This is a genomic window from Prevotella sp. 10(H) (assembly GCF_000711235.1).
Classification (GTDB): domain Bacteria; phylum Bacteroidota; class Bacteroidia; order Bacteroidales; family Dysgonomonadaceae; genus Dysgonomonas.
In genome coordinates this window covers 133,500-148,185 of record NZ_JOMI01000001.1, presented here as the reverse complement: position 1 = coordinate 148,185, position 14,686 = coordinate 133,500, and the positions used below count along the sequence as shown (strand labels likewise).

Genomic DNA, 14,686 nt, shown 5'->3' with positions numbered 1-14,686 from the left:
AATTTTGATGTGCTTTAGTAAAAAAATAATAAGATTTAAGGCTTGTTCTTAACAAGCTTCGTCATTGTTTTCATACAGGGAAATACGCCAATATTTTCCTGTATGTTTTTTGTTTAAGAATCATCATTTTTCATAGGCAGATTTTTAGGTTAGTAAATTTCTATTTTATCCTTCTCCTGCATTTTGTTGGGGAGCTGCGGTTGAGGGATGTATTTATATCTTATATTCGAGGAAATCTGAAAATATTTGAGTATCTGATCTAATTGTTGATGAGTGAATGTCCCCGTAAAACGGTTCTTCTTCAATCTTTCGTTTTTAATAGTGAATTTGACATTAAACTGCTTTTCGAGCAGCCATAACGACTCTTCCAGAGAGGTGTTGTATAATATTATTCTTCCGTCTTTCCAGGCAATATCCTTTTCGATAAAAGTATCTTCCATAATAGCAGACATAGTGTTTTTATCAAATACAGCTTTTTTATGCGGGTCGAGAAGGATTGTTTTTATATCATTGTTATTGTCTTTATAACTCATCTGGACTTTCCCCGATAAGAGGCTTGTCGATATTTTGTCTATTTCATGATAGGCTTCAATATTGAATTTTGTTCCCAATACTTTTATTTCAACTCCTGACGGTGCCTTAACTATAAATTCGCTCCGTTTATTTTCCTTCACTTCAAAGTAACCTTCGCCCACCAGCTCTACTATTCTTTTATTTCCGGTAAATCGTTGAGGATATCGGAGACGTGAGTTAGCATTCAACCAAACTTTGGTGCTGTCGGGCAGAACCAGAGATGAAACCATGCCGGGATTTGTCCTTGTTTCCAGATAAATAAGATCTTCATTCTCGAGTTTAAGTGTTGTATATGCAAGTGCACAAAGCAGAGGTATAAACAGTACCGCCGCAAAACGCTGCAAATACGTCCATATACTTATTTTCTTTCTGTTTGAAGATTCTTCCATTCTCTTATGTACTTTAGTCAACGCTTGATTCACATCTATTTTGGTGAATGTTTTTAATGCGTTTGTAGCAAAACAGATATAATATACTTGTTTTGCAGTTTTTTTGTTTTCGTCAGAGGATGCTATCCATTCTTCTACAGCCTTTTTATTTTCAGTATCTAATTCGCCTGCATAATAACGGATTAACATCTCTTCTATCTGTGTATTCTCTTGCATAATATATTCTTTCTATATATTTAAGACAAGTGAAAAAGAAAATGTCCTAAACTCTAAAATCAAATTATAATATCTAATTTTACATTTTGTACATTTTACACTTATCATTACACAGCAAAATAAATGAACAGAATAACTATTCAGGCCGATGATGTTCTTTACAGGCGCATAAGAGATGGAAATAAAGAAGCATTCGATCTGCTTTTCGTAAAGTATTATCCTTCTTTGTGCAGCTATGCAGGGCAGTTTGTCAGTTTCGAGGACTCGGAAGAGATAGTGCAGGATATTATGCTGTGGGTATGGAAAGACAGGGAAGATAATCCTATAAATTATTCTCTGAAGCAGTATTTGTATAAAATGGTGAAAAACAGATGCCTGAATCTGATAGAAAGAGATAAGGTAAAAGAAAAAGTGAATTCTGCCCTGTATAATGAAATGACGGATGTATTCAATGATCCTGATTTTTATATCATGGATGAATTAGTAACAAAGATTGAAGAAGCTCTCAGCCAATTGCCCGAAACTTACCGTGTAGCTTTCGAAAAGAACAGGTTTGAGGAGAAAACATATAAGGAAATTGCGGCCGAACTGAATATTTCCCCTAAAACAGTAGATTACAGGATACAACAGTCATTGAAAATCCTGCGCATAAAACTTAAAGATTATCTTCCTCTGATAACTTTCTTGGGGTTTTAATCTTCTGAAACAAAAAAGACTGCTTAATATTTAAGCAGTCTTTCTTTTTGAGCCTCTTGTCGGATTCGAACCAACGACCCCGAGATTACAAATCACGTGCTCTGGCCAACTGAGCTAAAGAGGCAGGTGGGCAAGCTTACTATATCGCGTCGCTACAACCGACGACCCTTGCTGCGATCAAACCCTGGGGGATTAATCGGGAGCTGACCGTATAGGACTTACCCGCGACAAAAGTAGATAAATTTTTCATATTGACAAAATACAGATTCGATTTTTTCCTTTGATTTCCTTTTACTACATTTGTGTGGAACTCATTTGCGGAAAAAATAAGTTAGCTGTCAGTTAGTTATAATGATGTGTTTTCTGTTGAAAAAAATCTAAAAAAATAAGATTCGGTAAGTAGATATAAGAATGAAACTCGAAACACTATATTAAAACTAAAATTGATCTATTATGAAAAAAGTATTTAATTATCTTATTATTTTCTTTTTATTGACAGGTATGGCATGTAGTAATGATGACGATAATGGAAATGAAACAATAATCGGATATTCGGGAAAGGATATAACCGGTCAGGTAACTGTTGTACGGGATGCTGAAACCAAGCAAGCTGTTTTGCATGTCAATACAAATAACAGATGGGAACTTTATGCAGGAACAGCTGTTGAAAATATAGACCTGAACAGAACACTATTGGCCGGTGATAAAGAGGGTGAATACAATTTAACCGTCGATGCCGATAAACGTTATATTTTCCAGTTCGGAACGAATGAAGGTCAAGTGCTTTTGGCAGAAAAACTATTGCCGATTAAAGGCGCTTATAACTTCCGCGATATGGGCGGTATAAAAAATAAAGAAAACCGTTTTGTGCGTTGGGGAAAGCTTTTCCGTACCGATGAGATGAATAAACTCACGGATGAAGACTTGAAATACATAACTAGTACCGGGCTGAAAACAGTTGTAGATTTCCGCACAAAAGGCGAGAAAGAGGGCGCTATGGGAGGTCTGATACCGCCTGCACCGGATAAACTGCCGTCAAGCGTTAAGAATACTCACGATTTTGAAATTGCGGCAGGAAATATTTTCTCAGATGAAATGTTGAATAAGATAAGAAATGGCGCATCTAAAGAAGAACTTGTCGAAGTAATGAAAGATACATATTCGCAGCTAGTAAGTAATAGTGATTATGTAAAAGCTTATAAAGATTTCTTTGCTCAGATACAAAATGAGGCTAATCTGCCGGTCAGTTACCACTGTTCAGCAGGAAAAGATCGCACAGGAGTTGCTGCGATGCTAATATATTCGGCACTTGATGTAGATAAAGAAGTCATCATGGAAGATTATCTGCTAAGTAAACAATATATCGCCGGGAAATATGACTCATACTTAAAAATATATCCGGCCATTGCACCTCTGGTGACGGTAGACAGGGTATATCTGGAAGCAGTATATAAAACAATTGAGGAAAAATACGGTTCTATGAATACATTCCTTACGAAAGAACTGGCGATAGATATAGATAAGATGAAAGAATTATATCTTTATTGAATAATAATATAAAAAACGAATAATGACAGTAGTAGAACGTTTTATCAAATACGCGAAATTTGATACTGAATCGAACCCCGAAACGGGTATAACCCCTAGTACACCCGGACAAATGGTCTTGGCTCGTGAAATAGAGAAAGAGCTTCGCGAAATGGGGCTCGAAGATATCACTCTGGATGATAATGCCTATCTGATGGCGACGCTTCCGGCCAATACCGATAAAAAAGTGCCGGTTATCGGTTTCATAGCTCATCTCGATACAAGTCCTGACCTCACAGGAAAGGATGTCAATCCGCGTATTGTAAATAATTATGACGGAGGTGATGTAGTACTGAATAAAGACACCAATGTGATATTATCTCCGAAAGATTTTCCTGAAATGCTCGATTACAAAGGGCAAGATTTAATAGTAACAGACGGGAATACTTTACTCGGAGCAGATGATAAAGCAGGGATCGCTGAGATTATCACTGCAATTAAATATCTGCAGGAACATCCTGAAATTAAACACGGGAAGATACGCATTGCATTCAATCCAGATGAAGAAATCGGACTAGGCGCTCATAAGTTCGACGTCGAAAAATTCGGCTGTGAATGGGCTTACACAATGGATGGCGGCCCTATAGGCGAACTTGAATATGAAAACTTCAATGCTGCGGGTGTAAAAATAAATATACAAGGTAGGAGCGTGCATCCCGGATATGCTAAAGATAAGATGACAAATGCTCTGGTAGTGGCCAATAAACTGATTTCTCTCTTGCCGGAGAGTGACAGGCCGGAACACACAACAGGCTATGAAGGATTCTTTCATCTTACCAATGTGTCGGGTACAGTGGATTCCGCCACAATCGGTTATATCATACGCGATCACGACCGCGACTTATTTAAGGCGCGTAAACAACTGATGCACGATACCGTAGATTTTATTAATAAACTTTATCCTGAAAGTACAACCATTGAAATAAAAGACCAGTATTATAATATGCGCGAAAAAGTCGAGCCTGTTAAACATATTGTTGATGTAGCTTTCGAGGCGATGGTAGCAGTGGGAGTGACCCCGATTGTAAAGCCGATACGCGGAGGAACAGACGGTGCGCAACTGTCTTTTAAAGGTTTGCCATGTCCCAATATCTTCGGTGGTGGTCATAATTTCCATGGACGTTATGAGTTTATACCTGTTCAATCGATGGAGAAGGCTGTGGAAGTGATTGTGAAAATTGCAGAACTGGTAGCCCGATAAAATAAAAATGAAAAAATATCTTTTATTATTAATTATTCCTGTTTTTGTGGCATGTAGCAAAAACAGGAATAATTGCGATATGGACTCTACTGTATCGTTAGGAGCTTTAGACGGCACAACATGGACTTATGAAAACAAAGATTTAAGTTTTGAATTTCAGTTCCCTCACAACTGGTTTTACCAGTATATATCAATTGAATCAAAAGACGATTATACATTAAATTATGTCCGTATCGGTGAAGCCGACGAAAGCAAAAGCCATGGAACATCTACCACAACCTTATCAGAACTATGGGATGTGACAAAAAAGAATAATTCTTATTTCTTTTGTACATTGTATAAAGATTCGCTAGATATCCCGACTACCGACAAGGCCACTTCATTTATACATATGGGAATTATCTTTTCTGAGACTAAAGATGATAAGAACGATTTGGAAATAATAAAGCAGAGGAGAACTATTTCCTCCGAATATAAAATTATCGAGTCGAATATAAAGGATAGTTTATCTGTTGGAAACTGGACTCAGCCTTATTGGGAACTGATATCCGAAAAAGACGGACAGGAATCCTATTCTCTGATGTCGGTCAGGAATTATGGCTGCTACGATTTGTTTATTATGGCTCTGGCGGATAATAAGGAAAATAAAGAAGAAATTTTAGAAATATTTAAAAACAATATAAAACCGATAGAGTAACTTAATACAATAAGAAAGCTTGAGATTAGGGAAAAATAATTTAAATTTGATTTCGAATCTCACAGAGATACACGATATTGAAAAAATCTAAATAAACTGATAAATACCAAATGAAAAAAACACCATTTACCGACATTCACATTGCTCTGGGAGCAAAGATGCATGAATTTGCAGGCTATAACATGCCTATAGAGTATTCAGGCATAATAGACGAACACATGACCGTGTGCACGGGTGTAGGCGTTTTCGATGTTTCACATATGGGTGAAATATGGGTGAAAGGCCCGCGCGCCGAAGCTTTCCTACGACGCATGATGAGCAACGATGTAGCTTCACTTGAAATAGGAAAAGCGCAATATTCGGCTATTATAAACAATCAGGGTGGAATTGTTGATGATGTAATTGTATATCATTACGAACCTGAAAAGTATTTGATTGTAGTGAATGCATCGAATATAGAAAAAGACTGGAAATGGTTTACCGAAAATAATAAAGAAGCGGCCGATCTGGAGAATGCATCGGATAATATGGCTCAATTAGCTATACAGGGACCAAAGGCATTGGCTACATTGCAAAAACTTACTAAAATAGACCTCACTAAGATACCTTACTATACTTTTGCTATTGGCAGCCTCGAAGGGTCGGGATTGGATAATGTTATTATATCCAATACAGGTTATACAGGTGCAGGAGGTTTCGAAATATATTTTTATCCGCAATACGGGGTGGAAATATGGAAAGCCTTATTTGAAGCCGGAGAAGAATTCGGTATCAAGCCTATAGGGTTAGGCGCAAGGGATACCTTACGTCTTGAAATGGGCTTCTGCCTGTATGGGAATGACCTGGATGATACGACTACCCCGATTGAAGCAGGCTTAGGTTGGATCACCAAATTTACTGAAGAACGGGATTTCACAGCCCGTGCTATTCTGGAAAAGCAAAAACAAGAAGGTGTTAGCCGTAAGCTTTGTGGATTTCACATGTTGGAAAGAGGCATACCTCGTCATGGATATGATATAGTGAATGATAAAGATGAGAAGATTGGAGTCGTTACTTCAGGTACAATGTCGCCAACTGCGAAAATTGGAGTAGGACTAGGGTATGTAAAACCGGAATATGCCGCATTGGGAACTCCTGTTTTTATTAAGATACGAGATAAAAACCTGAAAGCAGAAATAGTAAAACCACCTTTCAGAAAGCTATAAAAAAGAAGGGGGATTTTCTTATCGAAAATCCCTCTTTTAATATTCTTAGAATTATTTTTTGTCAGACTTTTTGTCCTTACAACAAGCTTTCTTGTCTTTACATTCCTTTTTATCTTTTGTACATTTCTTATCTTTAGTGCATTCGGTTTTAGCTTTACAGCAATCTTTTTTAGGCGTGCTATCCTGAGCCATTACATTACCCGAAGCTACAAAAGCTATGCATAAAATAGCTGACATTACAAGTTTCTTCATCTCTTCCTTTTTTAATTGTTTAGTTAGAATATTGAGTTTGGTTACCTGCAAATATATGCGCTATTTGATTTCGATATTATTAATGGATGTTAAAAGTTAACTGCTTAATCACTAATAGTTCAAAATCAGTATTCAAATCTACCGAATTCGCTTTCAATAACGAGCTCAGTTTTATCCGAAGATTCTACAAAACCTACTATTTGCGCATCGATGTTATAAGACTGAGAAATATCTATCACTTGCTGAGCATATTCCGGTGATAAGTATATTTCCATGCGATGTCCCATATTGAAGACTTTGTACATCTCTTTCCAATCAGTACGCGATTGTTCCTGAATTAGTTTGAATAGAGGAGGAACAGGGAACATATTATTTTTCGTAATCTTTACATTATCAACAAAATGCAGGACTTTCGTCTGAGCACCGCCCGAACAGTGTACCATGCCATGAATATTCGGTCTTAATTTCTCGAGAACATCCTTAATTACAGGTGCATAGGTGCGGGTAGGGGAGAGAACCAGTTTTCCGGCATCGATATTTAGGTCTTCTATTTTATCAGTAAGTCTCATATTTCCCGAATAAACCAAATCGAGCGGGATAGATGAATCATAACTTTCCGGATATTTTGCAGCCAGATATTTTGCGAATACATCATGGCGGGCAGATGTCAGTCCGTTGCTGCCCATACCGCCGTTATATTCTTTTTCGTAGGTTGCTTGCCCACTTGAAGACAGTCCGACAATAACATCGCCACCCTGTATTTTATCATTTGATATTACATCAGAGCGCTTCATACGGCAAGTAACCGTACTATCTACGATGATTGTACGCACCAAATCACCTACATCGGCCGTTTCGCCGCCTGTAGGGTAGATATTTACTCCCAAACGGGAAAGTTCTTCACAGAGGTCGTTAGTGCCGTTTATAATGGCTGAAATGACCTCGCCGGGTATAAGCATTTTATTCCGCCCGATTGTTGACGAAAGCAGAATATTATCGGTTGCACCTACACAAAGCAAATCGTCGATATTCATAATAAGAGCATCCTGTGCAATGCCTTTCCATATGGAAATATCGCCTGTCTCTTTCCAGTATATGTAACCAAGGGAAGATTTGGTTCCGGCACCGTCGGCATGCATTATATTGCAATATTCGGGATCGCCGCCCAGTATATCAGGGATAATCTTGCAAAAGGCTTTTGGAAATATACCTTTATCGATGTTTTTTATGGCATTGTGTACATCTTCTTTCGATGCAGATACGCCTCGCTGGTTATATCTTTGATCGCTCATTCTTTATAGGATAAGTTAATTCTGTTTGGAGGACAAAGTTAATAAAATCGGACAGATAATGAAACCGGACTTTATAAAAGCAAACAGCCTGCAATTTTTTATTTTACAGGCTGTTTTTATATGTATATTATGCTTATTAATAGTCTTTTACTTCCCAACCTAATGCACTGGCACCCAGTACGGCAGCATCACTTTCCTTAAGTTCGGACATTAACAGCTTAATTTTGTTGCGGAAAATAGGAAGCATATTTTCTTCCATATGCTTGCGTACAGGATCGAAAATAAGTTTTCCTGCTTTTGTCAATCCGCCGAAAAGAATAATAGCTTCAGGACTGGAGAAAGCAACAAAATCGGCAAACGATTCACCTAAAACTTTTCCTGTATATTCAAATATTTCTTTAGCCAGTTTATCGCCTTTTACAGCAGCATCGTAAACATCTTTCGACGTTATTTCTTCAACATTCAATTCCCTGAGGATACTCGGGTCTTTCTTAGTTTGCAGATATTCTTTTGCTGTGCGTGCTACTCCGGTAGCAGAACTGTATGTCTCGAGGCAACCTTTTTTGCCGCAACCACACATACGTCCTTCACGAATTGCAGTTGTGTGTCCCAATTCTCCAGCAAAGCCGTCATGTCCGTATACCAATTGACCGTTTACTACGATACCGCTACCTACACCCGTTCCTAATGTGATGACAATGAAGTCTTTAATTCCGCGTGCAGCACCGTAAGTCATTTCGCCGATTGCAGCAGCGTTCGCATCGTTTGTCAATGCTACAGGAATGTTTAACTTATCGGTAAGCATCTGGGCCAAAGGAATTACACCTTTCCATGGGAGGTTAGGGGCAAATTCGATACAGCCAGTAAAATAGTTACCATTAGGAGCGCCGACTCCGATTCCTTTTATATTTCCTGAACCACCTACCTGATCGATTATCTCCTGAACTCCGGCCGAAAGATGTTCTACATATTCGTTTATTTCTTTATAGGCACCTGTTTTAATTGATCCCTGATTGATAATGTGTCCGCGTTTGTCTACAATCCCAAAAACAGAGTTAGTTCCACCGATATCGATTCCAATAGCATATGGTTTTTCCATGATTTATATTAATGTTAATTCAACAAAGAGATTATTTTCAAAATGTGTGTACAAATATAATTATTTCTGTCTTAATCATTAGTTAAAACAGTGAATAATAGCTTGTGCATTTTAGTTAAAAGGCCTTATTTATGCCCTTTAAAGTATATATCCAGTACCTTATTTGCAGCAGCAAAAGAACTCATTTGTGAATTTAACACTTGTTCTTCGCAAATTTTTAGTTCTTTTTGCACAACAGGATCATTATAAAAATTGTTTTTTAACCTTTCATTTATAGTTTCATACATCCAGAATCTGGATTGAGAATTACGCCGATAGTCGAAATACCCATTCTTTTTGACGAAATCGATATATTCGTTTATCATATTCCATACTTCATCTATACCCAATTCATAATATCCTGAGTATGTGAGTACTTTAGGTGCCCAACCTGAGTCAGGTAAAGGAAACAGGTGCAATGCATTTTTAAAATGGGATTGAGCCAGACGTGCTTTTTCAATGTTATTTCCGTCAGCCTTATTTATTATAATACCATCGGCCATTTCCATAATTCCACGCTTGATTCCCTGTAGTTCATCTCCGGTTCCGGCCAATTGTATCAATAAAAAGAAGTCAACCATAGAATGTACAGCAGTTTCTGACTGGCCTACGCCCACCGTTTCAACTATTATCTTGTCGAAACCTGCAGCTTCGCAAAGGATGATAGTTTCTCTGGTTTTACGTGCCACCCCACCGAGAGATCCTGCGGAAGGGGAGGGGCGGATAAATGCCCTTTTTTCTATAGAAAGCCGCTCCATACGCGTCTTATCACCTAATATACTTCCTTTGGTCAGTTCACTCGAAGGGTCTATAGCTAAAACAGCCACTTTGGACGTTTCATTTCCCTTCAGAATGTGCATTCCGAATGAATCTATAGAGGTACTTTTTCCGGCACCCGGCACACCGGTGATACCCACGCGTACTGACTTTCCGGTATAAGGCAGACATTTTTCTATAACTTCCTGTGCTATAGCCTGATGTTCGTATTTTGCGCTTTCGATAAGCGTTACAGCCTGTCCCAAAATAGTTATATTTCCTTTCAGTATGCCTTCAACGTATTCAGAAACAGAATACTCTTTACGCTTAAATCTCTTGAAATTATTTAAATAAGGATTAACTGTAGGTTGCTCTGATATTCCTTTATTTACTCGTAATCCCTGAAACTGGTCGTCGTTCTCAATGTGATCCATTATGTTATTTACATATCATAAAAAGTAAAATTGCAAGAAAGGGGACAAATGAGAGTTAGCAATTAAACATAATAGTAATTATGTAACTTTTATATGAATTTGTTTTATTTATTAGTTATACAATAATTTCCCGTTGTAAATATAACAAAAAACAAAGAGATTTTGTGCGAAAAAAATCAGTACAAATTTTAGGCTTATCTGTATATACGGATTTTTGCTATTAAAAAAGGGTATCCTACAAGGACACCCTTTTTAGTATAAACTGCTTTTTTATTACAGGCTATTCAATTCTTTATCTATCGCTTCTAATTCTTTAGATTTATCTACATTCAAAAGACTTAGATTATAATATACATTTTGAAGTTTCATCAACGCAGGCTTCATATCCAGACTATCTGCATTCCTGCCTTTCAGGATATCACGATATTTTTCAAGATATGGTAATGCTTTATTATACAAATCTGTAGTTTGCTTATCCATATCAGCCTGTTCTTTTCTGTTTGTAGACTGCCCTGCTTTTTCTTTCATATCCTGAGCCTGAAGCACGTAAAGTACTCCAAGTCCTTCAAGTGCCCTTTCGCAATTAGCATCAGCACTTAAAGCCTGTTGATAAGCAGGTTCTGCCTGTGCATAATCTTTTTGTTCAGAATATAATGAAGCTTTTACACTCATCAGGTCGCATGTGTTTGTAGGATCGTTTGCAATAGCCTGATCGAGATATTCGATAGCTTCTTTTGTCTTACCGCCTCTGATATATTCATTAATAAGATTCGGTGTAAAGTATTTATTAGCAGGGAATTTACGAGCACCTTCAAGCAATGCGTTTACATAGGCAACACTATCGTCCATCTGCTGATATTCGCTTGTAAGCAACTCATATACATCACTTTCTTTGTATGTGCCATTCGGTACATAAGGCTCAGCTATAAGTTTTTTCAATAGTTTTACAGAACGCGGATGATCCTGAGACTGGATTGCACTGATTACAGCATAATATTTAATTGTCTGATAAGTACTGTCCTGCATATTGAAGTCTGCTTTAGTTTCATCAAACATAGCTAGAGTTGGCAATTCCCAATATCTTTCGAAGAAGTCGGCAGCTCTCTTGAAATCTTTTTTATCATTGTAATAAACACCGCCATTGATATAGAATCTGTGGCCGTCTCTCATGTTTTTAACAATGTCTTTTCTGAATTTATTTTTTACCTGTCCTTTTTCATTAGGCATTTGTCCTAATTCATCAGCTTTGATATATGGATCATACATATTATACAAACCTATATACATGGCTTCTTCATTCCCTCCTTTACCGGTTATCTCCTTTTGCATTTCCAACGTACGTTCGTCATCAAATGCTTTGAATTCGATATCCCCGGCAATTTTCCATGTTTCCGGATCATTAGATGTTTCCGGATTAGTCAGAGCCGGTTTGATAAGTTCTCTTGCTTCTCCTATGTTACCTTTCATTGCCGATTTAGCATCTTTCACTGCTTTTTTCTGGGCAAATGAAAAGCTAGCCAACAAACATAATGATGTTACTAATAAGATACGTTTCATAAATTCACCTATTTAAAATTATTTTATTCGTTTATATTTGTATTGTTTGTATTATCCATTTCAGCTTCAGGATTGTCAACTTCTTCGTTTTCATCAGCTTCCACAGACGATTCAACTTTACATATAGAAGCTATTTCATCATTCCTTTTACCTAAATTGATGAGTCTAACACCTTGGGTAGCTCGTCCCATAGTGCGAATATCTGAAACTTTTAGACGAATAGTGATACCAGATTTGTTAATAATCATTAAATCGTTGTCATCTGTAACACTATTTATCGAAACCAATTTACCTGTTTTCTCTGTAATGTTCAGTGTTTTAACACCTTTACCGCCACGACTGGTTATACGGTAAACCGGTAAAGCTTCGCCGTTTTCATCAAGTATGTCATTACCTTCTTCATCTTTTTCATTCAGATTGGTACGCTTACCATAACCTTGTTCAGATACGACCATGATTGTTTCATTAGCCTGCGCTTCTTTCGACATTGCCAGCATTCCGATCACTTCATCCTGCCCATCTTCGTCTATGCGCATACCACGAACTCCTGTTGCCGTACGTCCCATTTCGCGGACATCCTTTTCGTTGAAGCGAATAGCACGGCCGTTACGGTTAGCTAACAGTATTTCACTTTCACCGTCTGTCATGAGCACTTCTATAACCTTATCGTCTTCACGAATGGTGATAGCATTTACTCCATTCTGACGCGGACGGGAATATGCTTCGAGCTTGGTTTTCTTAATTACACCTTGTTTGGTACAGAATACAAGATAATGCGTATTGATAAAATCTGTGTCGCCAAATCCTCTTACACGTACAAAAGCAGTTACTTTATCATCGGAATCGATATTTAAAAGGTTTTGTATAGCTCGTCCTTTCGAATTTTTGGTACCCTCCGGAATATCGAATACGCGCAACCAATAGCATTTACCTTTCTGAGTGAAAAGCAACATATAATTGTGCATAGATGCCGGGTATATGTGCTCGATAAAGTCCGTATCGCGTGTCTCGGAGCCTTTAGCTCCTACTCCACCTCTGTTTTGCGCCCTGAATTCGGTAAGAGGGGTACGTTTGATATATCCAAGGTGAGAAATGGTAATAATCATTTCATCATTGGCATAGAAATCTTCCGGATTGAGTTCTTCAGAAGCATAAACAATTTCGGTACGTCTTTCGTCACCGTATTTATCCCTTACTTCGATCAGTTCGTCAGTGATAACCTTCATCCGAAGTTCTTCATTAGTCAGGATTTCATTCAAATAAGCGATAAGTTTCTGAATTTCTTCATATTCCTTATGCAATTTGTCTTGTTCCAGTCCAGTCAGCTGGCGCAGACGCATTTCTACGATTGCACGGGCCTGTATTTCGGTTAGTTTAAATCTTTCTATCAGATTGTCAATCGCTTCCTGCGGTGATTTTGAAGCCCTGATGATAGCAATTACTTCATCGATATTGTCGGAAGCAATAATCAGTCCTTCAAGAATATGGGCCCGTTCTTCAGCCTTACGTAATTCATAAATAGTTCTGCGTGTAACTACATCTATTCTGTGCTCTACGAAATAAACAATCATATCCCTTAGAGTCAGTGTCTTAGGCCGTCCTTTTACAAGAGCGATATTGTTTACACTGAAAGAGGATTGTAATGCGGTCAGTTTATATAGCTTGTTCAGAACCACATTCGCATTGGCATCGCGCTTGATATCCACAACGATACGCATACCCTGACGGTCTGATTCGTCATTAACATTGCTTATACCTTCCAGACGTTTTTCACCTACAAGGTCGGCTATGTGTTTTATCAGTTCTGCTTTGTTTACCAGATATGGAATCTCTGTAATTACAATCTTTTCATGATTGCCTTCCATTTCTATTTCGGCACGGCCACGCATCACAACACGTCCACGACCAGTTTCGAAAGCATCTCTTACACCCTGATAGCCGTATATAAAGCCGCCTGACGGAAAGTCCGGAGCTTTAATATGATGCATCAATCCTTCTGTATCTATATCTCTATTCTCAATATATGCAATAGTTGCATTGATAGCCTCCGTCATATTATGAGGAGCCATATTGGTGGCCATACCTACAGCAATACCGGATGCTCCGTTGATAAGGAGATTCGGAATACGTGTAGGGAGAACAGTCGGCTCTTTTAACGTATCGTCGAAGTTAAGCTGGAAATCAACCGTTTCTTTATCGATATCTTTAAGCATTTCTTCTGCCAGACGGCTTAGCCGGGCTTCGGTATAACGCATAGCTGCCGGCATATCACCGTCTACACTACCCATATTACCCTGACCGTCGACCAGTAAGTAACGCATGCTCCATTCCTGAGCCATACGAACCATGGCAAAATATACCGATGAATCACCGTGAGGGTGATACTTACCTAATACTTCCCCGACAATTCTGGCCGATTTCTTATGCGGCTTGTTAGATGTATTACCCAGTTCGCTCATACCAAAAAGGATGCGGCGGTGAACCGGTTTAAAACCATCCCTTACATCGGGTAATGCTCTCGATACGATAACCGACATTGAGTAGTCAATGTAGGCCGACTTCATCTCATCTTCGATGTTAATCTTAATAATTCTGTCCTCTGTTTCTGCCATTATTTTAAGATAAAATTTTTATTCTCAAATATTTGTGAAGTACCTCAGAAATAAGGTATTTACTAGTGTTCAAAAAACATG

Annotated in this window: 12 protein-coding genes and 1 tRNA gene; 5 read left to right on the top strand and 8 right to left on the bottom strand. The window is 38.1% G+C overall.

Going from position 1 to position 14,686, the window contains the following annotated elements; genetic code table 11:
• Nucleotides 1-149 precede the first annotated feature (149 nt).
• Nucleotides 150-1,178 carry a FecR family protein gene (locus tag K348_RS0100665; RefSeq protein ID WP_029901923.1) on the bottom strand — a complete coding sequence of 343 codons (1,029 nt, stop codon included), beginning with the start codon at nt 1,176-1,178 and terminating at the stop codon, nt 150-152.
• Nucleotides 1,179-1,301: 123 nt separating this feature from the next.
• Here K348_RS0100665 and K348_RS0100660 point away from each other — a divergent pair, with 123 nt between their 5' ends.
• Nucleotides 1,302-1,874, top strand: a complete 573-nt coding sequence (locus K348_RS0100660) for an RNA polymerase sigma-70 factor (protein WP_029901921.1) — start codon at nt 1,302-1,304, stop codon at nt 1,872-1,874.
• A gap of 50 nt (nt 1,875-1,924) precedes the next feature.
• Here the strand turns inward: K348_RS0100660 and K348_RS0100655 are convergent.
• Nucleotides 1,925-1,998: transfer RNA gene (locus K348_RS0100655), tRNA-Thr, on the bottom strand.
• A 329-nt stretch (nt 1,999-2,327) separates the two neighbouring features.
• Between K348_RS0100655 and K348_RS0100650 the strand changes: the two genes are divergently transcribed.
• The 4 genes from K348_RS0100650 to gcvT all read left to right on the top strand — a co-directional run bounded on the left by K348_RS0100650 (nt 2,328) and on the right by gcvT (nt 6,564).
• A complete protein-coding gene (locus K348_RS0100650) occupies nt 2,328-3,422 on the top strand; it encodes a tyrosine-protein phosphatase (RefSeq protein ID WP_036929991.1) in 1,095 nt (364 codons plus the stop codon).
• Nucleotides 3,423-3,444: 22 nt separating this feature from the next.
• Nucleotides 3,445-4,662, top strand: coding sequence for a peptidase T (gene pepT / locus K348_RS0100645; RefSeq protein ID WP_029901917.1), 1,218 nt, complete (start codon nt 3,445-3,447; stop codon nt 4,660-4,662).
• Nucleotides 4,663-4,669: 7 nt separating this feature from the next.
• Entirely contained in the window at nt 4,670-5,359 is a 690-nt protein-coding gene (locus tag K348_RS0100640) for a hypothetical protein (protein WP_029901916.1), read from the top strand.
• Between the two features lie 110 nt (nt 5,360-5,469).
• Nucleotides 5,470-6,564, top strand: a complete 1,095-nt coding sequence (gene gcvT / locus K348_RS0100635) for a glycine cleavage system aminomethyltransferase GcvT (protein WP_029901915.1) — start codon at nt 5,470-5,472, stop codon at nt 6,562-6,564.
• A gap of 51 nt (nt 6,565-6,615) precedes the next feature.
• On the opposite strand, the gene K348_RS0100630 is transcribed toward gcvT, so the two are convergent.
• The 6 genes from K348_RS0100630 to gyrA all read right to left on the bottom strand — a co-directional run bounded on the left by K348_RS0100630 (nt 6,616) and on the right by gyrA (nt 14,605).
• On the bottom strand, nt 6,616-6,816 hold the full coding sequence (locus K348_RS0100630; protein ID WP_029901913.1) for a hypothetical protein: 201 nt from the start codon (nt 6,814-6,816) through the stop codon (nt 6,616-6,618).
• A 125-nt stretch (nt 6,817-6,941) separates the two neighbouring features.
• Complete coding sequence (locus K348_RS0100625) at nt 6,942-8,108, bottom strand: AIR synthase related protein (RefSeq protein WP_029901912.1); 1,167 nt, start codon at nt 8,106-8,108, stop codon at nt 6,942-6,944.
• Nucleotides 8,109-8,244: 136 nt separating this feature from the next.
• Nucleotides 8,245-9,207 carry an ROK family protein gene (locus K348_RS0100620; protein ID WP_029901910.1) on the bottom strand — a complete coding sequence of 321 codons (963 nt, stop codon included), beginning with the start codon at nt 9,205-9,207 and terminating at the stop codon, nt 8,245-8,247.
• 125 nt (nt 9,208-9,332) lie between these two features.
• On the bottom strand, nt 9,333-10,436 hold the full coding sequence (gene meaB / locus K348_RS0100615; protein ID WP_029901908.1) for a methylmalonyl Co-A mutase-associated GTPase MeaB: 1,104 nt from the start codon (nt 10,434-10,436) through the stop codon (nt 9,333-9,335).
• A 273-nt stretch (nt 10,437-10,709) separates the two neighbouring features.
• Nucleotides 10,710-11,993 carry a lipopolysaccharide assembly protein LapB gene (locus tag K348_RS0100610; protein WP_029901906.1) on the bottom strand — a complete coding sequence of 428 codons (1,284 nt, stop codon included), beginning with the start codon at nt 11,991-11,993 and terminating at the stop codon, nt 10,710-10,712.
• A 23-nt stretch (nt 11,994-12,016) separates the two neighbouring features.
• Nucleotides 12,017-14,605, bottom strand: coding sequence for a DNA gyrase subunit A (gene gyrA / locus K348_RS0100605; RefSeq protein ID WP_029901904.1), 2,589 nt, complete (start codon nt 14,603-14,605; stop codon nt 12,017-12,019).
• Nucleotides 14,606-14,686 lie beyond the last annotated feature (81 nt).

Excerpts from the sequence above, each read along its gene's own strand:
- K348_RS0100620 (WP_029901910.1), bottom strand. The coding sequence starts at position 9,207 with ATGGAAAAACCATATGCTATTGGAATCGATATCGGTGGAACTAACTCT.
- gcvT (WP_029901915.1), top strand. The coding sequence starts at position 5,470 with ATGAAAAAAACACCATTTACCGACATTCACATTGCTCTGGGAGCAAAG.
- K348_RS0100630 (WP_029901913.1), bottom strand. The coding sequence starts at position 6,816 with ATGAAGAAACTTGTAATGTCAGCTATTTTATGCATAGCTTTTGTAGCT.
- meaB (WP_029901908.1), bottom strand. The coding sequence starts at position 10,436 with ATGGATCACATTGAGAACGACGACCAGTTTCAGGGATTACGAGTAAAT.
- K348_RS0100650 (WP_036929991.1), top strand. The coding sequence starts at position 2,328 with ATGAAAAAAGTATTTAATTATCTTATTATTTTCTTTTTATTGACAGGT.
- K348_RS0100660 (WP_029901921.1), top strand. The coding sequence starts at position 1,302 with ATGAACAGAATAACTATTCAGGCCGATGATGTTCTTTACAGGCGCATA.
- K348_RS0100665 (WP_029901923.1), bottom strand. The coding sequence starts at position 1,178 with ATGCAAGAGAATACACAGATAGAAGAGATGTTAATCCGTTATTATGCA.
- gyrA (WP_029901904.1), bottom strand. The coding sequence starts at position 14,605 with ATGGCAGAAACAGAGGACAGAATTATTAAGATTAACATCGAAGATGAG.
- pepT (WP_029901917.1), top strand. The coding sequence starts at position 3,445 with ATGACAGTAGTAGAACGTTTTATCAAATACGCGAAATTTGATACTGAA.
- K348_RS0100640 (WP_029901916.1), top strand. The coding sequence starts at position 4,670 with ATGAAAAAATATCTTTTATTATTAATTATTCCTGTTTTTGTGGCATGT.
- K348_RS0100625 (WP_029901912.1), bottom strand. The coding sequence starts at position 8,108 with ATGAGCGATCAAAGATATAACCAGCGAGGCGTATCTGCATCGAAAGAA.
- K348_RS0100610 (WP_029901906.1), bottom strand. The coding sequence starts at position 11,993 with ATGAAACGTATCTTATTAGTAACATCATTATGTTTGTTGGCTAGCTTT.